At 70.2% G+C, this 17,859-nt stretch carries 16 protein-coding genes; 8 read left to right on the plus strand and 8 right to left on the minus strand.

Annotated features, from left to right (window positions below; translation table 11 throughout):
• Nucleotides 1–79 precede the first annotated feature (79 nt).
• On the plus strand, nt 80–421 hold the full coding sequence (locus ACOFKX_RS00035; RefSeq protein ID WP_419825053.1) for a hypothetical protein: 342 nt from the start codon (nt 80–82) through the stop codon (nt 419–421).
• A 272-nt stretch (nt 422–693) separates the two neighbouring features.
• On the opposite strand, the gene dnaA is transcribed toward ACOFKX_RS00035, so the two are convergent.
• The 3 genes from dnaA to mutM form a co-directional block, all read right to left on the minus strand.
• Nucleotides 694–2,067 carry a chromosomal replication initiator protein DnaA gene (gene dnaA, locus ACOFKX_RS00040; RefSeq protein WP_419825262.1) on the minus strand — a complete coding sequence of 458 codons (1,374 nt, stop codon included), beginning with the start codon at nt 2,065–2,067 and terminating at the stop codon, nt 694–696.
• Between the two features lie 433 nt (nt 2,068–2,500).
• A complete protein-coding gene (gene rpsT, locus ACOFKX_RS00045; protein ID WP_419825054.1) occupies nt 2,501–2,764 on the minus strand; it encodes a 30S ribosomal protein S20 in 264 nt (87 codons plus the stop codon).
• Between the two features lie 85 nt (nt 2,765–2,849).
• Nucleotides 2,850–3,662, minus strand: coding sequence for a bifunctional DNA-formamidopyrimidine glycosylase/DNA-(apurinic or apyrimidinic site) lyase (gene mutM / locus ACOFKX_RS00050; RefSeq protein ID WP_419825055.1), 813 nt, complete (start codon nt 3,660–3,662; stop codon nt 2,850–2,852).
• Between the two features lie 61 nt (nt 3,663–3,723).
• Here mutM and ACOFKX_RS00055 point away from each other — a divergent pair, with 61 nt between their 5' ends.
• The 5 genes from ACOFKX_RS00055 (at nt 3,724) to ACOFKX_RS00075 (ending at nt 9,358) form a co-directional block, all read left to right on the plus strand.
• Nucleotides 3,724–4,455 carry a class I SAM-dependent methyltransferase gene (locus ACOFKX_RS00055; RefSeq protein ID WP_419825056.1) on the plus strand — a complete coding sequence of 244 codons (732 nt, stop codon included), beginning with the start codon at nt 3,724–3,726 and terminating at the stop codon, nt 4,453–4,455.
• 24 nt (nt 4,456–4,479) lie between these two features.
• Nucleotides 4,480–6,006, plus strand: a complete 1,527-nt coding sequence (gene ubiB, locus ACOFKX_RS00060; protein ID WP_419825057.1) for a 2-polyprenylphenol 6-hydroxylase — start codon at nt 4,480–4,482, stop codon at nt 6,004–6,006.
• A 245-nt stretch (nt 6,007–6,251) separates the two neighbouring features.
• Complete coding sequence (lnt, locus tag ACOFKX_RS00065) at nt 6,252–7,796, plus strand: apolipoprotein N-acyltransferase (protein WP_419825058.1); 1,545 nt, start codon at nt 6,252–6,254, stop codon at nt 7,794–7,796.
• A gap of 24 nt (nt 7,797–7,820) precedes the next feature.
• Nucleotides 7,821–9,038, plus strand: a complete 1,218-nt coding sequence (gene metK, locus ACOFKX_RS00070) for a methionine adenosyltransferase (protein WP_419825059.1) — start codon at nt 7,821–7,823, stop codon at nt 9,036–9,038.
• Complete coding sequence (locus ACOFKX_RS00075) at nt 9,035–9,358, plus strand: GCN5-related N-acetyltransferase (RefSeq protein ID WP_419825060.1); 324 nt, start codon at nt 9,035–9,037, stop codon at nt 9,356–9,358. The genes metK and ACOFKX_RS00075 overlap by 4 nt, the downstream gene beginning before the upstream one ends.
• A gap of 53 nt (nt 9,359–9,411) precedes the next feature.
• On the opposite strand, the gene ACOFKX_RS00080 is transcribed toward ACOFKX_RS00075, so the two are convergent.
• Complete coding sequence (locus ACOFKX_RS00080; protein ID WP_419825061.1) at nt 9,412–9,924, minus strand: OmpA family protein; 513 nt, start codon at nt 9,922–9,924, stop codon at nt 9,412–9,414.
• A gap of 204 nt (nt 9,925–10,128) precedes the next feature.
• Here ACOFKX_RS00080 and ACOFKX_RS00085 point away from each other — a divergent pair, with 204 nt between their 5' ends.
• Together ACOFKX_RS00085 and ACOFKX_RS00090 are read left to right on the plus strand one after the other, a co-directional pair.
• Nucleotides 10,129–12,318 (plus strand): ATP-binding protein, encoded by a 2,190-nt coding sequence (locus ACOFKX_RS00085; protein WP_419825062.1) that lies wholly within the window; start codon nt 10,129–10,131, stop codon nt 12,316–12,318.
• Nucleotides 12,319–12,349: 31 nt separating this feature from the next.
• Nucleotides 12,350–12,724 carry a response regulator transcription factor gene (locus ACOFKX_RS00090; RefSeq protein ID WP_419825063.1) on the plus strand — a complete coding sequence of 125 codons (375 nt, stop codon included), beginning with the start codon at nt 12,350–12,352 and terminating at the stop codon, nt 12,722–12,724.
• Between the two features lie 320 nt (nt 12,725–13,044).
• On the opposite strand, the gene ACOFKX_RS00095 is transcribed toward ACOFKX_RS00090, so the two are convergent.
• From ACOFKX_RS00095 to ACOFKX_RS00110, 4 genes are read right to left on the minus strand one after another with little or no spacing between them, the layout of a single operon-like run.
• Nucleotides 13,045–14,592, minus strand: a complete 1,548-nt coding sequence (locus ACOFKX_RS00095) for a DHA2 family efflux MFS transporter permease subunit (protein ID WP_419825064.1) — start codon at nt 14,590–14,592, stop codon at nt 13,045–13,047.
• Nucleotides 14,589–15,845: an efflux RND transporter periplasmic adaptor subunit gene (locus tag ACOFKX_RS00100; protein WP_419825065.1), complete on the minus strand. Its 1,257-nt coding sequence runs from the start codon at nt 15,843–15,845 to the stop codon at nt 14,589–14,591. Before ACOFKX_RS00100 ends, ACOFKX_RS00095 begins: the two co-directional genes overlap by 4 nt.
• On the minus strand, nt 15,842–17,266 hold the full coding sequence (locus tag ACOFKX_RS00105; RefSeq protein WP_419825066.1) for an efflux transporter outer membrane subunit: 1,425 nt from the start codon (nt 17,264–17,266) through the stop codon (nt 15,842–15,844). The genes ACOFKX_RS00100 and ACOFKX_RS00105 overlap by 4 nt, the downstream gene beginning before the upstream one ends.
• The gene (locus tag ACOFKX_RS00110) at nt 17,263–17,751 is read right to left on the minus strand and encodes a MarR family winged helix-turn-helix transcriptional regulator (protein WP_419825067.1); all 489 of its coding nucleotides are present in this window, start codon (nt 17,749–17,751) and stop codon (nt 17,263–17,265) included. Before ACOFKX_RS00110 ends, ACOFKX_RS00105 begins: the two co-directional genes overlap by 4 nt.
• Between the last annotated feature and the right edge of the window lie 108 nt (nt 17,752–17,859).

The following is a 17,859-nucleotide window of genomic DNA, read 5'->3' on the forward strand; positions in this document are numbered from 1 at the left end:
CGCGTGCGGAGGGCTTCGTCGTCTTGGAGCCTTTTCGGCGCGGGCGACGTTGCGCCAGACGAACCATCCGGAGATCGTCATGCGTCGCGTCGTCCTCCCCGTCTTCCTCGCCTGCCTGTCGCTCGCCGCCTGCAACAAGGGTAATGCGCAGGCCGATGCTCTCGATAATGCCGCCACCCAAGCCGATCCGGCTGCGGCCGACGTGATGCGCAACGAGGCGGACGCTATCCGGGAGAACGGATCGGACGCGAATCTTTCGGCCGCCGGCTCGCCGGTGCAGGACGCGATGGCCAATGCCGGCAACGCGGCCGAGCGCTCGAACGCCGCGCCGGGCGCGACGCAGGCGCCGGTAAAAACGGCCGACACGCAGGCCAGGCCGCACAAGGCCGGCGATCAGGTGCCACCGCCGCAGCAACACTGATCGTGTTGGTCGCGGCTGGCGACATTCCCACCGTCACCCCAGCGCAGTATGGAGCTCCCAGCCGTCGGACGCGGCGATCGCCTCACGAAAATCCCGGTTTTCGCTGAAAGACAACGGCCCCTGGCCAGCCTAGCCGCGCGTCCGCCCACAATGCGCCTGTTCACCAGTCGTCACCGCTGCGCAGGCAGAGGCCCCTCGCCCGCCGCTTGCGACGGAGATGGGCTGCTGCCTGGCGAGGACGACGACGATTGCTTTACGCGAAGGGACGCCCTCTAAGCCTCTAGCTGACGCATCAGCAGGCGGACATCCGCGTCAAGCTCGGCGTCGGCCAAGCGCAGCTTCTCGATCTGGCGAACGGCGTGGATCACCGTCGTGTGGTCACGCCCGCCAAAGCGACGACCGATCTCGGGCAGCGAGCGCGGGGTGAGCTGCTTGGCAAGATACATCGCGACCTGACGCGGCCGCGCGACCTCGCGCGCACGCCGGGCAGAGATCATCTCGGCGTGGCGGATACGGAAATGATCGGAGACACGGCGCTGGATCTCGTCGATGGTGATGCGGCGCTGGTTCGCGCGCAGCACGTCGGCCAGCGTCTTCTCCACGAACGCCACGTCGATCGCCTGGTCGGAGAGCGTGGCGTAGGCGATGACCCGGTTAAGCGCGCCTTCCAGTTCGCGAACGTTGGAAGCGATGCGCTTGGCCAAGAACATCCGCACATCGGACGACACGACGACGCTGGGCTGCCCCTCCAGCTTCTTCTCGATGATGTTGAGGCGCAGCTCGAAATCCGCCGGATTGACGTCGGCGACGAGCCCCCAGGAAAGGCGCGAGAGGATGCGGCTCTCGATGCCCTCCAGATCCTGGGGCGAACGATCGGCGGTGATGACCAACCGCTTCCCGCTCTGGATGATCTCGTTCATCGTGTGGAAGAACTCCTCCTGCGTGGAGTCCTTGCCGGCGATGAACTGGACGTCGTCGATCATCAGCAGGTCGGCCGAACGCAGCCGCTGCTTGAAGCTGTAAGTGTCCTTGGCGCGCATCGCCGACACGAATTCGAACATGAACTTCTCGGCCGACATGTAGACGACGCGCGAACGCGGATGCCGGCGACGGTACTCGTGACCGATGGCATGCATCAGGTGCGTCTTGCCGAGCCCGGTCTGGCCGTGGAGGAACAGCGGGTTGAAAGTGAGCGCGCCGCCCTCGGCCACCGTGCGCGCGGCGTTGTAGGCGACCTCGTTGGCCTTGCCGACGACGAAGCTATCGAAGGTGTAGCGCGGCTCCAGCGCGGGCGCGGCGATCGCCGGCTCGTCCTCGAATGCGGGCTCCGGCGCGGGCGCCTCGATCGCGAACAGCGCAGGTGGCGGCGTGCCCGTCGCGACGTCCACGGTTACGCGCGAGATCTGCGGGAGGTGCTGGCGCCACGCGTGAAGCAAGCGCTCGGCATAGTGGCTGTCGATGTAGCTGGCGGTGAACGCGGTGGCCGCCGCCAGACGGACCGTGCCGTCCTCGTCGAGCGCGATCAGCGTGGCGCCCTTCAGCCAAGTGTCGAACGCGCGCGCACCGACGTCGCGACGGACACCGTCGCGCACCAGCGACCAGGCGGCGGCGACCCCCTCGTCGACCGTGTCGCCGTCGCGCCGCACCAGCTCGATCGCCTCGCCCGTTCGCGCCACGCACCTCTCCTCGCCGCGAGAGCCGATGCGCTCGCGGTTGCCAATCGGCATCGCACCTTGCCCGCGACGCTCCCTTTGCGCGCGGGTGGACCGAAGCCCGTGATGTAGCGTCCCGGCTCGCCGAACCTTCCGATTCGGCAGCGCCGGTAAGACGTTTCTAGGGAGAGGCCCGCCGACCGATCAAGGCCGTCGCCGGTCATGAAATCGAAATATTGCGGCTTGACACGCAAAGCCGTTGTTTTCTTAACTAAACCCGTAACTCACTAGGAACGCTTGATAATTATTCAGGGTAACACATGTCGCTTGCGCGAATCGTGGATTGAGGCCGGGTTCCGTAACGGCAGCAAAAAGCCCGCCGGCCATGAGGCCGGCGGGCTTGAAAGAAGCCGTCGCGGCGAACGCGTCAACCGATGGCGGCGACGCGCTTGGTGAGCCGCGAGAACTTGCGTGCAACGGTGTTCTTGTGGAGCACGCCCTTCGCCACGCCGCGATGAAGTTCTGGCTGCACTGCCGCCAGCGCCGTCTCGGCGGCCGACCTGTCGCCGCTAGCGATCGCCGCCTCAACCTTCTTCACGAAGGTGCGAATGCGGCTGACGCGCGCGCCGTTGATGACGGCGCGACGATCGTTGCGGCGGATGCGCTTCTTGGCCTGCGGCGTGTTCGCCATGTCATTCCTCTGGCAGATAACGGGATCGCGGCGCGGGAGGCCCGTACCGTCACGTACGTGGCCCTACGCGAAGCACCGCACGGGGTCAACGCTGGCAGGCGCGGCAATGGAAGGTGGAGCGGCCAGAATCGACGCGTCGCACGATGGTGCCGCCGCAGGGGCAGGCGAGCCCCTCCCGCCCATAGGCGCGGAACTGCTTGGAGAAGTAGCCGAGTTCGCCGTCGGGTCGCGCATAGTCGCGTAGCGTGGAGCCTCCGGCTGCGATCGCCGCGAGCAGCGTCTCGCGCACCGCCTCGACCAGCCGCGCGAGCCGCGCCGCGCCGATCCGCCCTGCCGCGCGCGTCGGCGCGATGCCCGATATGTTGAGCGCCTCGCAGACGTAGATGTTGCCCAGCCCCGCCACGATCCGCTGATCGAGCAGCATCGCCTTGATCGGCGCCTGACGTCCGGCCAGCGCGGCGCGCAGGTACGCGGCGGTGAAGCCCGACCCCAGCGGCTCGGGGCCCAGCGCGCGAAACGCCGGCCACGCATCCAGCGCGTCCGTCGCCACGAGATCGAGCGAGCCGAAGCGGCGCGGATCGTTGAGCGCCAGGCGCCGCCCCTCCTCCGTTGCGATCAGCAGGTGATCGTGCGCGCCGATAGTATCGGGGTCGATCCGCCACCGGCCGGACATGCCGAGGTGGAAGATCAGCGTGTCGCCACGATCCGTGTGGATCAGCCCGTACTTGGCGCGGCGGCCAAGACCGGACGCGGTGGCGCCGGTCAGCCGCTGGCGAAGATCGGCAGGGATCGCGCGGCGCAGGTCGGCCCGACGCGGCTCGACTTCGGCGATCCGTTTGCTCTCCAGCACGGCGGCGAGCCCGCGCACCGTCGTCTCGACTTCGGGAAGCTCGGGCATCGTGTCAGGCGAGCTACGTGTCCGTTGCTCCCCCCGCAAGGGCTCGGCTAGGGCGGGCGCCATGCAGGACACCGCCCCCTTCGGCTACGCCGACGTTCCCGCCGCCGACAAGACGCGCATGGTGGGCGATGTCTTCGCCCGCGTGGCGCGCCGCTACGACGTGATGAACGACGCCATGTCGGGAGGGATGCACCGGCTGTGGAAGGACCAGTTCGTCAGGCGGGTGAAGCCCCGCGCGGGAGAACGCATCCTCGACATGGCGGGCGGCACCGGCGACATCGCCTTCCGCATGGCGGCCACCGGCGCGCACGTGACCGTCGCCGACATCAACCCCGCGATGCTGGGCGTCGGACGCCAGCGGGCGGAGAAACGCGGCATCCGGGGGCTCGTCTGGGCGGAGGAGAATGCGGAGTCGCTGTCCTTCGCCGACGGCCGCTTCGACGCCTACACCATCGCCTTCGGCATCCGGAACGTGACGGACATACCCGCCGCCCTGGCGCAGGCGCATCGCGTGCTGAAGCGCGGCAGCCGCTTCTTCTGCCTGGAGTTCTCGACGACGGAGTGGCCCGGCTTCCGCGACCTGTACGACGCCTACTCGCATCGGATCGTGCCGCGGCTCGGCAAGCTGATCGCCGACGACGAGGCGAGCTACCGCTACCTCGTCGAATCGATCCGCCGCTTCCCCGACATGCCGACGTTCGCGCGGATGATCGCCGAGGCCGGCTTCGTGCGGACGCGCGCCGAGCCGATCCTCGGCGGGCTGGTGGCGATCCATAGCGGGTGGCGGATATGATCCTTCCCCGCGCAGGGACGATCCTTGGCCTCTAGCCTCACCCACGTCTCGCGCCTCTGGCGCTGGGGACGGACGCTGGGGCGCCACGGCGCGCTGCTCGGGATCGAGCGCGATCCGATGGCGCCGCGCCCGCTGCGTCGGCTGGCGCGTCTCTCGCGGATCGGCGCGCGGCTGCCCGAGCGCCCCCGCTACGCCGATGCGTTGGAAGCGATCGGCCCGCCCGCGATCAAGTTCGGGCAGGCGCTCGCCACCCGGCCGGACCTCGTCGGCGAGGAGGCGACGCTCGATCTCTTCCGCCTGCAGGATTCGCTGCCCCCCATTCCCTTCCCGCTCGTGCGCGCGGCGATCGAGCAGGGGCTGGGCCGCCCGATCGAGGCTCTGTTCGCCCGGATCGAGGAGCAGCCGGTCGGCGCCGCGTCGATCGCGCAGGTCCACCGCGCCGTCACCACCGATGGCCGCCACGTCGCGGTGAAGGTGCTGCGGCCCGGCGTGGAAGACCAGTTCGCCGACGCGATCGACACCTATAGCTGGGCGGCCGCGCACGCTGATCGGCTTGGCGGCGAGGTGGCGCGGCTGCGCCCCCGCCTGGTCGTCGCGACGTTCGAGCGCTGGACGAGCCGCGAGCTTGATCTCCGGCGCGAGGCGGCGTCCGCCTCCGAACTCGCCGAGCGGATGGTGGCGGAACCCGGCTTCCACGTTCCCGCGATCGACTGGGATCGTACGGCCAGACGCGTGATGACGCTGGAGTGGATCGACGGCATCAAGCTCTCGGATCGGCCCAAGCTGATCGCCGCCGGGCACGATCTCAAGGCGCTGGCCGAGACGCTAGTCCGCTCCTTCCTGCGCCAGGCGATCGCGGACGGCTTCTTCCACGCCGATCTCCATCAGGGCAACCTGTTCGCCATGCCCGACGGGCGCGTGGCGGCGGTGGACTTCGGCATCATGGGCCGGATCGACCGGCGCGCGCGCGTCTGGCTGGCCGAGATCCTCCACGGGCTCATCACCGGCGACTACCACCGAGTGGCCGAGATCCATTTCGAGGCGCAGTACGTGCCGCCGCACCACTCGGCGGCCGAGTTCGCCTCGGCGCTGCGCGCGGTCGGCGAGCCGATCCGGGGCAAGGCGGTGGCGGACATCTCGGTCGGCCAGATGCTCGACGGGCTGTTCTCGATCACGCGCGATTTCGACATGCCGACGCAGCCGCACCTCCTCCTCCTCCAGAAGACGATGGTGATGGTGGAGGGCGTGGCGACAGGCCTGCACCCCGGCATCAACATGTGGGAGGTGGCGACTCCCGTCGTGGCGGCGTGGCTACGTGACGAACTCGGCCCCGAGGCGATGGTGGCCGATCGCATCCGCCGCGTCGGCCGCGCGGTCGCGCTGCTGCCCGATCTCGTCGAGCGGCTGGACCGGGCCTACCCGGCCCCCGGCGGTGCCCCCCCGTCCCCGCCACCGCGCGAGGTGGCGGTGGTGCGGCTCGGCGGCTGGCGCACCGGCGGGCTCGCCGCCGCCGCCGCGCTCGCCGGCGCGCTGATCGGGCACGTTCTCTAGCTCGCCGGAAGCGAGCGGTCGCGCTCGCACGGCGCGAGCACCCCGTCATCATCGCTGGACCGGGAGCGGAACGGCAGTCGCGTCGCCATCCATGCGCCCGCGCCCTCCATCACGCATCCCTCGACGCATCTGCGGGGAGCGGCGGCGATCGCGTGCTCGGTCCGCCGCCATGCGCGAGATGCCTCACCTCGGCGCTAGCCAGTGTCGGCGTCAATCTTTAGCGCGGGCGCATGGCAGCTCCGCTGATGGCCCTCGCGCTGGGCCTGCTCGTCGCGTTCGGGTTCGCGCCGTTCGGCCTATGGCCGCTGGCGCTCGCCGGCTATGGAGGCCTCGCGTTGCTCCTCGGGGAGCGCACCGGCCGGCCGCGCGCGGCGTTCGGCGTCGGCTGGTGGTTCGGGCTTGGCCAGTTCGTGCTCGGGCTCGACTGGATCGCCACAGCCTTCACCTACCAGGCCGCGATGCCGGCGTGGCTGGGTTGGGTGGCGGTGGTGCTGCTGTCGCTCTACCTCGCGGTCTTCCCGGGGCTGGCAACGCTGGCCGCCTGGTGGGCCACGCGCCGGATCGGCGGCGGCGCGGCGACGCTCTCGCTGGCGCTGGGCGCGTGCTGGGCGGTGGCCGAGTGGCTGCGCGCCACCGTGTTCACCGGCTTCGCCTGGAACCCGGCGGCGGCCGCCTTCGTCGACCTGCCGCTGGCGCACGCGGCGCGATGGATGGGCACCTACGGTCTCTCCGGGCTGATCGTCGGCTCGGCGGGATTGCTGGTGATCCTCGCCGCTGTACCGCGCGATCGGCTGGGCCGCGACACCATCCTGTCGGCGCGCAACGTGCCGGCGGCGATCGGTCTCGTCCTGCTCGTCGGCATCTACTTCGTGCCCGGCCTCGCGAGGCGCCTCGGGCGGGAGGAGCCGCCGGCACCCGGCACCGGCCCGCTCGTCACCATCGTGCAGCCCGACATCGGCCAGTCGCAGCGCTGGGAGCCGGGCCTGGCCGCCAAGCATCTCGCGCGGATCGCGGCATTGTCCGGGCGCCCCCGCGCCGAGCCGCGGCTGCTGCTGTGGCCGGAAAGCGCGATCGAGGACGACCTGCCCGAGGATCCGGCGGTGCGCGCCCAGGTGGCCGCCGCGATCGGCCCGCGCGACCTGCTGCTCGCCGGCGGCGTTCAGCCGGTGCGCGACCGATCGGGCGAGATGGTGGCGGCGCGCAACAGCCTGTTCGCGGTGGCGCCGGGCGCACGGATCGTAGCGCGCTACGACAAGGCTCACCTCGTGCCTTATGGCGAGTATCTGCCGATGCGGCCGCTGCTCTCCGCCATCGGCCTGTCGCGGCTGGCGCCCGGCGACCTCGACTTCCTGCCCGGCCCCGGTCCGCGCACGCTCGCCCTGCCCGACGGCACCAGGGTGGGCGTGCAGATCTGCTACGAGATCGTCTTCTCGGGTCGAGTGGTCGATGAGGCGCACCGCCCTGCCTTCCTGTTCAATCCGTCGAACGACAGCTGGTTCGGCGCCTCCGGCCCGCCCCAGCACCTCGCCCAGGCGCGGCTGCGCGCGATCGAGGAGGGGCTACCCGTCGCGCGCGCGACGCCCACCGGTATCTCGGCCATTATCGACCCCGAAGGGCGAGTGGTCGAGAAGCTGGACCACCATGCGATGGGGATGATGACGCGTCGGATGCCCACCTCGCTGCCGCCGACGCTTTTCTCCCGTCTCGGCAACATGTCCGTCTTCGTGACGGCGCTGGTGCTGGCGGGGCTGGCGTTTGCCGCGCGGCGATATAAGGAAGGCTTTATATAAGCCATCAGCCGCCACGGAGCCCTCATGCGCAGCGACTATCTCTTCACCTCCGAGTCCGTGTCCGAGGGGCATCCCGACAAGGTGGCGGACCAGATCAGCGACGCGATCGTCGACCTGTTCCTTTCCAAGGACGCGGAGGCGCGCATCGCCTGCGAGACGCTGACCACCACCAACAAGGTGGTGATCGCGGGCGAGATCCGCGGCGCCGGCATCATGGACACCGAGGGCAACTGGGCGCCCGGCGTCGAGGCCGAGATCGAGGATGCGGTGCGCCAGACGGTGAAGCGCATCGGCTACGAGCAGTCGGGTTTCCACTGGAACACGCTGGACTTCTCGAACAACCTCCACCCGCAGTCCGCCCACATCGCGATGGGCGTGGACGAGAGCGGCAACAAGGACGAGGGCGCGGGCGACCAGGGCATCATGTTCGGCTATGCCACCGACGAGACGCCGGGCTTCATGCCCGCCACGCTCTACTACAGCCACAAGATCCTGGAGACGATGGCGGCGGATCGCCATTCCGGCGCGGCACCCTTCCTGGAGCCCGACGCCAAGAGCCAGGTGACGCTCCAATACGAAGGCGGCGTGCCGGTGAAGGCTACCGCGCTGGTCGTCTCGACGCAGCACAAGGCGGGCTATGCCGAGAAGGGCGAAGGCGCCGAGCCCGGCCGCTACGAGGAGCTGCGCCAGTACGTCACGCAGGTGTTCCGCAAGGTACTGCCGGAAGGCTTCGTGGCCGAGGACACCAAGCTCTACATCAACCCCACCGGCGCGTTCGAGATCGGCGGGCCGGACGGCGACGCGGGGCTCACCGGCCGCAAGATCATCGTCGACACCTATGGTGGCGCGGCGCCCCACGGCGGCGGCGCGTTCAGCGGCAAGGATCCCACCAAGGTCGATCGCTCCGCGGCCTATGTGGCGCGCTACCTCGCCAAGAATGTGGTGGCGGCGGGGCTCGCCAAGCGTTGCACCATCCAGCTCTCCTACGCGATCGGCATCGCCGAGCCACTGTCGGTTTACGTCGACACGCACGGCACCGGCACCGTCGACGAGGCCAAGCTGGAGGCGCTGCTGCCGACGCTGGTGCGGCTGACGCCCAAGGGCATCCGCGAGCATCTCGCCCTCAACAAGCCAATCTACAGCCGCACCGCCGCCTACGGCCATTTCGGCCGGGACGCGGAGGGCGATCACTTCACCTGGGAGCGCACCGACCTCGTCGACAAGCTCAAGGCGGCGGTGTGAGCCGCGCGGGGGACGCCGAGCCGTCCCCCGAACGCCGTGCGCTGGAGGCACGATGGCTGAAGCTGACGCGGGAGACGCTGCCGGTGCTGGCGGTGGAGCGCGGCTGGCCGGTGCGTGCCGATCACTGCTTCCAGCGCATCCTGCTCGACAATGCGGTCGGCGGCCGCTGGTACGATGCGATCGAGGGCCGTCCCGCCTACCGCCACGCCGCCGCCGACGTGCTGGAGCATGCCACCGCGCTCGGCGATGCCGTCGCGAAGGGAGAGGCGGACCTGGCCTTGCTCAACCGGGGTTCGCTTGGTTGGCGTGGCAAGGTCTAGAACGGAAGCTGCGAGCGGCCACGTCACCCGCGAGACATGCCGCCACACCGCGCCTATCCCGCTAGAACAACCTCTACCCGCCGGTTGCGCGCGCGCCCGGTGGAATCGTCCTCGCCGTCGGGCTTGCGGTTGGGCGCCGCCGGGCGGAGCTTGCCGTAGCCGCGCACGGTGAGCTTGGTGCCGTCCACCATCCGCACCTCGACCAGATAGTCGCGCACCGCCATCGCGCGCGCGACCGAAAGCCGCTGGTTGACGGCGTCCGGACCTCGGCTGTCGGAGTGACCCTCGATCGCGACCGTGCCCGGATCGCGGGCCTTGATGAGCATCGCGAGCTTGTCGAGCGTGGGCCGCGCCGACGGGCGGATCGTCGCCTGGCCCTCGTCGAAGGTGATGTCACCCGGTAGCGACACCACCGTGCCGCGCGCGGTCTCGGTGGCCTCCAGTCCGCCGAGCGGCAGCGTGACGCTGGTGCCGATCGCGTCCGCCGGCGCGCCGTCGAGCGCGACGGCGGTGACCGCGCGCGGCGGCGAGGCACGCCTCTCGGGTCCGCAACCCGCAAGCGCCATCACCAACGCGCACAAGCCTGCCGCCGTGGAACACCCCCTGCCCATGCGGGCACGCTACGGCTTTTGCGGACCGCGCGCCACCATCACGCGATCGCGCTTCCGGTGCGGCGAGGAACAGGCGGAGGGCGACCCGACGGCGGTTGAGCGTTCGTTAAGTTTGTCGGACTAGGTGTGGGGCCTGTTTTGCTTTCTACGCGAGTGCCGATGCGCATGATCCTCAGCCCGACGCATCGCGCGCCGCTGCCCTTCGTCATCGGCGCGGCGATGCTGCTAATGTGCGCGGTGCTGGCGCTCGGCCTTTCGGTGCAGCAGCGCACGGCGGACGGATGGGTGCGCCACACGCTAGAGGTCGAGAACCGCGTAAACCACATGCAGATGCTCGCCGCGCGCGGCGAAATCTACCGGCGGGGCTATCTGTTGACCGGCGACCCTGGCAACATCACCGCCTACGACCGGCTGCGCGGCACGTTGCTGCCGGATCTTCCGTCGATACCGCGATTGGTCGCGGACAATCCGCCGCAGATGCGGCGAGCCGCCGCGCTCGCGGCGGCTGTCCACACGAAGCTCGACGAGCAGCAGCAATCGATCGCCCTCTTCCGGGCCGGGCGGCACGTCGAAGCGGTGGCCGTCCTTGAGAGCGAAGCCAGCCGCGCCACCGCCGACCGGCTCGTCCACCTCGCCGATCGCATACGCGGCAACGAGGCGGAACTGCTCAATCTCCGACGCGCGCGCGCGGATCGGCTGCGCCTGTTGACCGAGACGAGCTTCGTGCTCTGCGCGCTCGTCGTCTTCGGCCTCTCGCTGCTCGTCGCGCGCGAGCGCCGGCGGCGGCTGGTGGCGCTTGCCGCTGCCAACCGCGCGCTGGAGGAGGACATCGTCCAACGAAAGGCGCTGGAGCAGGACCTGGACGCCGCGCGGCTGCGTGCCGAGGTGGCACGCAACGCCAAGTCCGCCTTCCTCGCCGACATGAGCCACGAGATCAGGACGCCGATGAACGGCGTGCTGGGGTTTGCCGAACTGCTGCTGGCGAGCGAGCTTTCGGGCGAGCAGCGCCGGCATGCCGAGCTGATCGCCGATTCGGGTCGCGCGATGATGCGGCTGCTCAACGACATCCTCGATCTGTCGAAGATCGAGGCGGGGCAGATGCGCGTCCTCTCCGAGCCGTTCGACCTGCCGCACACGCTCGGCGCCTGCGGCAAGCTGATGGCGCCCGCGATACGGCAGCGCGGCCTGGGCTTCGACTGCGACATACCGGACGAGCTCCCGCGCGTGGTGCTCGGCGACGGGCTGCGGCTGCGCCAGATCGTGCTCAATCTCCTCGCCAACGCCGCCAAGTTCACGAGCGAGGGCGGCGTCGCCCTGCGCGCGCGCATCGCCGCAGGCGGGACCTGGATCGAGATCGAGGTGGAGGATAGCGGCATCGGCATCGCGCCAGATCGTCAGGCAGCGGTGTTCGACCAGTTCGTGCAGGCCGACGACGGCATCGCGCCACGTTTCGGCGGCACCGGCCTCGGCCTCGCGATCAGCGCGCAGCTCGCCCACGCGATGGGTGGCGAGTTGCGGCTGGAGAGCGAGCTCGGGCGGGGCAGCCGCTTCACGCTGGTCGTGCCGCTGCGCCAGCCGCAGCCCGCCGCCGAAGGCGATGCGGCGCCTGTCGCCGACCCGCTCGCACCCGAACCGCAGCACGAGACGGCGCGTCCTTCGCTACGCGTGCTCGTGGCCGAGGATCACGACGTCAACCAGATGCTGATCCGCGCCATGCTGGACAGATTGGGCCACCGCGTCGACGTCGCCGCCGACGGCGGGGAAGCGGCCGGGCTGGCGATCGCCGCCGATGCCGGCGACGATCCCTACGCGCTCGTGCTGATGGACCTGCAGATGCCCGAGGTCGACGGCTACGACTCGGCGCGACGCATTCGTGCCGCCGGGATCGACGCGCGCCGGTTGCCGATCCTGGCGCTCACCGCCAACGCCTATGCCGACGACATCGCCGCCTGCCTCCACGCCGGCATGCAGGCGCACCTCGCCAAGCCGCTCAACGGTGCCGCGCTCGACGCGGCGATCGCGCGGTGGACGAGCGTGCCCGCGCAGAGGGTGGCGGCGCCGCGCAGCGCCGAGCGCTTCAGCCCGCAGCTTCGCGAGCGCTACGCGATGCGCCGACAGGAGCTGATCGACGCGGTGGCGGCGCTGGCGGAGGGCAAGCGCGTCACCGATGGCGAGGTCACGGAGATGTCGCGCATGCTGCACAAGTTCCTGGGATCGGCCGAGATGTTCGGCGACGCGGCGCTCGCGCGGGAAGCGCGCGCGCTGGAACAGGGCTTCGCCGTCTGGTCGCGCGCGCGGCGGATCGACGAGGTTCGCCGCGCCGCTGACGCGATGCGTCGCGCGGCTTGATCGCGGACGAACGGGGCGCGATGTAGCAGCCATGGCGCTCATCATCATCGCCGACGACGACGAGATCGCGGGTGGCATCGCGCGCGACGCGCTGATCGCGGCCGGCCACGGCGTGGGTCTCCTCGCCGACGGCCGCGCCGCCTTGCAGGTGATCGCCGCGAAGCGGCCGGATCTCTGCGTCCTCGATTGCAACATGCCCGCACTCTCGGGCCTGCTGGTGCTGCGCGAGATGCGCAACTCGCGCGCGCTGTGCGACATCCCGGTGCTGATGCTCACCGGTCGGCAGAGCGAGCGCGACGCCGAGCTCGCGCGCTTCGAGGGAGCCAACGACTATATGCGCAAACCCTTCGATCCGGACGAGCTCGTGTTCCGCGCCGAGGAACTCATCGCGCGCCGCCGGTCGTGAGGACAACGCCGCGTTAATCATCTTCGGTTACGCGGTGTTGGTCCGCGTGCGGCTAACCCGATCGGCGGGGGAGCGGTTATCGCGGGCGTCGGATCGGGCGCTCCGGGAGACCGCCATGCGTATCAAGCTACTCATCGGCGCGCTGTGCTGCGTGCTTTCGCTTTCCGCCTGCTCGTCCGAAAGCGCCGGTGCGCTCACGGGGGATGGTCTGCCGACCCATTGAAGCCGCGCACGTTCCGTCAGCCCGCATCCACGGGCAGGCGCACGGTCACGCGGGCGGTTCGTCGTCCGGGGCTGCGACGCCTCGCGTCGGGCCCAGGCTAGTCCGCCGCGACTGCGTGGTTCGACGGCGCCGCCCTCCTGGTCATCCACACCACCGCGATCATCGCCAGCGTCATCCAGCCGCTCAGCCAGAACAGCTCGGTCGCGGAGAGTAGGTAAGCCTGGTCCGTGATCTGCCGTGCGATCGAGCCGGCCGCCTGCAGCGGCGTCATGCCCACCTCGCCCATCCGTTCGATCGCGGCGCGGTAAGCCGGCGACCACACCGTTCCCACCTCAGTCAGCCGCGTTTGGTGCGTCGCCTCGCGCCTGTCCCAGAGCGAAGTGATGATCGAAGCGCCGAAGCTGCCGGCGGTGATCCGCGCGAAGTTCGAGATGCCGCTCGCGGCGGGTAATTTGTCGGCGGACAGGCCGTCGAAGGCGATGCCGATCAACGGTACGAAGAAGGTCGCCATCGCCACGCCCTGGATCAGCAGCGGCATCGTGAGCGTCCAGAAGCTCGCGTCGGGCGTGTAGCGCGAGCGCAGGAGGAACGAGGCGCCGTAGGCGACGAACGCCAACGTCGCCAGCCAGCGCAGGTCGACCTTCTGCGACAGCCTGCCGACGAACGGCGTCACGACGATCGCCACCAGCCCGGAAGGCGCGGAGACGAGCCCCGCCCAGGTGGCCGTGTACCCCATGTTGGATTGCAGCCACAGCGGCAGCAACAGGTTGTTGGCGAACATGACGGAGTAGCCGAGGCACAGCACCAGCACCGACAGCGCGTAGTTCCGGCGCGCGAACAGCGACAGGTCGACCGCCGGTTGCCCGTCGGTCAGCTCCCAGATCATCCAGGCAGCGAAGCCGATGGCGGCGCAGATCGTCAATACCACGATCAGCGGATTGTGGAACCAGTCGCGATCCTTTCCGAGATCGAGCATCGTCTGGAGGCTGAACACCCAGAAGGCCAGCAGCACGAGACCGACGGTATCCACCGGCACCCGTCGCGTCGGCGTCTCGCGCCCGGTCAACCCGCGCCAGCTCGCGAAGGCGCAGACAATGCCCACCGGCACGTTGATGAGGAAGATCCAGCCCCAGTGGTAATTGTCCGAGATAAAGCCGCCGAGCACCGGCCCCAGCACCGGCGCGGCGAGCGTCGTCACCGACCAGATGCTGAGGGCGGTGCCGCGCTTGTGGGGCGGGAAGATCGAGATCAGCAGCGCCTGACTGCCTGGGATCATCGGCCCCGAGACCCCGCCCTGCAGGATGCGGAACAGGATCAGCGACGGCAGGTTCCAGGCGATCCCGCACAGCAGCGAGGCGACGGTGAACGCCAGCACCGAGGCGACGAAGGTGCGCACCACGCCGAAGCGCGTCATCAGCCATCCGGTCAGCGGCACCGTCACGCCGTTGGCACACGCGAAGCTGGTGATGACCCAGGTGCCGTTGTCCGTCGAAACGCCGAGGTTACCCGAGATGGTGGGAAGCGACACGTTGGCGATGGTGCTGTCGAGCACCTGCATGAAGGTGCCGAGCGCGAGCGCGACCGAGGTCACGGCGAGCACGATGCCGGCCAGCGGTGGCGGCGGCGTGCCCGCAGGCGCGCTCACCGGCCGGATCCGAGATTCTGTGCGATGATGCGGCGAATCTCGCCCTCCACCTCCGGCCCCGCATCCACGCTTCGCTCGACGCCGCCCGCCGGAGCGGTAGAGCCGGCGACCAGCGCGCCGGATTGGTCGGCCGTATCCACGGTCACCGTTGCCGAGAGGCCGATACGCAGCGGGTGACGCCGCAGTTCGGCCGGATCAAGCGCGATACGAACAGGTACGCGCTGGACGATCTTGATCCAGTTGCCCGTCGCGTTCTGCGCGGGCAGCAGCGAGAAGGCGTTGCCGCTCCCCGCGCCGAGCCCGAGGACATGGCCGTGGAAGACGATGCCGCCGCCGTAGACGTCGGCGACGACGGTGGCGGGCTGGCCGACGCGCAGGTCGCGCAACTGCGTCTCGCGCAGGTTGGCGTCCACCCAGAGCGAGTCGAGCGGCACGACCGCCATCAGCGGGGTCCCCGCGGCGACGCGCTGGCCGAGTTGCACCGTACGCTGCGCGACCACGCCCGCCACCGGCGACGCGATATGCATGTAGGCGCCGGTGATCGCCGCCGCGCGCACGCGGGCGATGGCCGCGAGCACGGCGGGATTGTCGTTCACGGTCACGCCGGCCACCGCGCTCGCCGCCTCGCCACGCTTGGCGATCGCGAGATCGAGCGCCGCCTTAGCGGTCGTCACAACGTCGCCGGCGTGGGCCAGCTCCTCGCCCGAGACCGCGCCGTCGGCAGCGGCGCCCTTGCGGCGGCCATAATCCGCCTGCGCGCGGGCGAGATCGGCGCGCGCGCTCGTCACCTCGGCGTCGGCTGCGGTGACGGTCGATTGACTGGAGCGGATCGCGCGCACCGCGCGGCCGAGCTCGGCCTCGGCGGAGGCGAGCTGGACGTCAGCGATCGCGGGATCGAGATCGATCAATGGCTGGCCATGCTTCACCATCTGCGTGTTGTCGGCGTGGAGCGCGAGGACGGTGCCGCCCTCGCGCGCCGTGATCGCGACCACGTTGCCGCCCACATAGGCGTCGTCGGTCGCCTCCGACGGCGAGCGGGTGAGCGCGTGGATCAGCCACGCGGCGGCGCCCAGAAGGATGACGATGCCGAGGATCAGGAAGGCGCGGAACCGCGCGCGCGACTTCGTCGCCGGCGGAGGCGGTGCCATCGATGGAGGCGCCGCGAGATCTGCCTCGGGCACCTGCCCCGTCGCGAAATCGTCGGCGGGATCGTCCTTGGGGTGCGTGTCGAGCCGCCGCGAATGATCGGTCATGATGGGTTGTCCGTAAGGGCCGGGCCTTGCGCCAGGACGGGATCGAAGCCGCCGCCGAGCGCGGCGACGAGCTGGACGCGCCGGGTGAGCGCGTCGGCCTGGAAGCCGACCAGCGCCTGCTCCGCCTCCAGCAGGCGAAAGCCCGAGTCGATCGCGTCGAGCCGCGAACCGAGCCCGTTGCGGAAGCGCACCTCGTCCAGCGCGACGGTGCCGCGCAGGCCGGCGACGATATGATCCTGGTCCTGGAGCGCGCGATCGCCGGCGCGCACGGTGCTGATCGCGTCGGCCGCCTCACGCACCGCGCCGAGCACCGCGTCGTTGTAGCTCGCCACCGCCGCGTCGAGATCGGCGGTGGCGGAGCGGTATTGCGCGCGCAGTCGGCCGCCCTCGAAGATCGGCAGCGTGACGGCGGGGCCGACCGAGTAGGTGAAGGCGCCCCCCGAGACGACGTTGCTCAGCCCCACGGCGGTGAGCCCCGCGAGCGCGGAGATGCTGATGTCGGGCAGGAAGGCGGCGGCTGCGGCCTTGCGGCCCTGCACCGCCGCGTCGATCCTCGCCCGGCCCGCGAGCAGATCGGGCCGTCGGCCGAGCAGATCGGCGGGCAGGGTCGCGGGCACCGGCGGCGCGCGATCGAGCGCCAGCGCCGGCGAGACGATCCGCGGGTAGAAGTCGGCGCCGCGCCCGGCGAGCGCCGCGATGGCGTGGACCAGCACCTCGCGCTGGCCGACCGCCTGCGTACGCGCCTGCTCGGCTTCGGCGAGCAGCGTCTCGGCGGCACGCAGCTCGAATTGGCTGGCGAGCTGGTTCCTGATCCGCGATTGGACGAAGCCGACCGCCTGCCGCCGCGTAGCCACGAAGTCGCCCGTGACGGCGACGAGCTTGTCCGCCCGCGCCAGACCAACATAGGCCTGCGCCAGCGACACCGACACCGCGAGCCGCGCCTGCGCCGCGTCGAGGCGCGCCGCCTGGGCGGTGGCCGCCGCCCTCGCGACCAGCGCCCGTCTGCGGCCGAACAGGTCGAGATCCCAGCTCAGGTTGCCGAGCGCGATCGCGATGTTGGTATCGTGGCCGCCGATCGGGGGCGGCGCGAACTTGTCGCCGACCCGCGCGCGATTGAGCTGGCCCGCGCCCGTCACCTGCGGCTTCAGGCTTTCCCGCTCGCCCTCCGCCTGCGCCGCGGCAACCCGGATCCGCGCCAGCGCCTCGTCGAGCGAAGGATTGCCGGCGAGCGCCATCGCGATCAGCCGGTCAAGTTGCGGATCGCCGAAAGCGCGCCACCACTCGGCGTTGATTGCCGTCGATGCCGTTCCGAGGCCCAATGTTCCGGACGTCGCCTGCCCCACGCGCGGCGTGTCGCGTGGCGTCGCGCACGCCGCCGCGAGCAGCGAGGCGATCAGGGTGGCAGGCACGAACCGCTTCATTCCGCCGCCTCTGCGACGGGCAGCTCGCGCTGACCGACCTTGGCCTCGATTGCGCCGACCAGCTTCAGCAGCGTCTCGATGAACAGGTTGGCCTCGGCCTGATCCAGGTCCGCCACCATCTCGTTCCAGAGATCGAGCACCGGCTGCATGCCGCGCTGCGCAAGCTCCTCTCCCGCCGCCGTCACAGACAGGCGGACGACGCGCCGATCGGCCACGCTCCGCACCCGCTCGATGCAGCCGCGCTGCTCCAGCCCGTCGAGCAGGCGAGTGGTGGCGCCGCTGGTGTAGCCAAGCTCACGCCCCAGTTCACCGGCGGTTGCCACGACGCCGTCGCGCACCAGCTTTAACGTCGCCCATTGCGAGTAGGTGATGCCGACGGTCGACAGCCGCTCCTCCGTGAGGGCGCGCATCAGCTTGTCGATGCGGCGGATCAGGCGGCCGGGCGCGCGTTGGGAGGTGCAATCGTCGATACGGAAATCGGCCATGCACGCCCAATAGCTGCCAATCCAATCTCTGCCAATGCAGATACTTAGATAGCAGCGGAATTAGGACAGCCTGCCCGTCTCGTCCCGACGCTCACGCCACCGGAAAAC

The organism is Sphingomonas sp. (assembly GCF_965200105.1).
GTDB lineage: Bacteria > Pseudomonadota > Alphaproteobacteria > Sphingomonadales > Sphingomonadaceae > Solisphingomonas.

What these genes read in the sequence shown, in the direction of transcription:
- ACOFKX_RS00100 (WP_419825065.1), bottom strand. Translation starts at nt 15,845, where the DNA reads ATGACCGATCATTCGCGGCGGCTCGACACGCACCCCAAGGACGATCCC.
- ACOFKX_RS00035 (WP_419825053.1), top strand. Translation starts at nt 80, where the DNA reads ATGCGTCGCGTCGTCCTCCCCGTCTTCCTCGCCTGCCTGTCGCTCGCC.
- rpsT (WP_419825054.1), bottom strand. Translation starts at nt 2,764, where the DNA reads ATGGCGAACACGCCGCAGGCCAAGAAGCGCATCCGCCGCAACGATCGT.
- ACOFKX_RS00085 (WP_419825062.1), top strand. Translation starts at nt 10,129, where the DNA reads ATGCGCATGATCCTCAGCCCGACGCATCGCGCGCCGCTGCCCTTCGTC.
- ACOFKX_RS00090 (WP_419825063.1), top strand. Translation starts at nt 12,350, where the DNA reads ATGGCGCTCATCATCATCGCCGACGACGACGAGATCGCGGGTGGCATC.
- lnt (WP_419825058.1), top strand. Translation starts at nt 6,252, where the DNA reads ATGGCCCTCGCGCTGGGCCTGCTCGTCGCGTTCGGGTTCGCGCCGTTC.
- ACOFKX_RS00055 (WP_419825056.1), top strand. Translation starts at nt 3,724, where the DNA reads ATGCAGGACACCGCCCCCTTCGGCTACGCCGACGTTCCCGCCGCCGAC.
- mutM (WP_419825055.1), bottom strand. Translation starts at nt 3,662, where the DNA reads ATGCCCGAGCTTCCCGAAGTCGAGACGACGGTGCGCGGGCTCGCCGCC.
- metK (WP_419825059.1), top strand. Translation starts at nt 7,821, where the DNA reads ATGCGCAGCGACTATCTCTTCACCTCCGAGTCCGTGTCCGAGGGGCAT.
- ACOFKX_RS00105 (WP_419825066.1), bottom strand. Translation starts at nt 17,266, where the DNA reads ATGAAGCGGTTCGTGCCTGCCACCCTGATCGCCTCGCTGCTCGCGGCG.
- ACOFKX_RS00110 (WP_419825067.1), bottom strand. Translation starts at nt 17,751, where the DNA reads ATGGCCGATTTCCGTATCGACGATTGCACCTCCCAACGCGCGCCCGGC.
- ACOFKX_RS00080 (WP_419825061.1), bottom strand. Translation starts at nt 9,924, where the DNA reads ATGGCGCTTGCGGGTTGCGGACCCGAGAGGCGTGCCTCGCCGCCGCGC.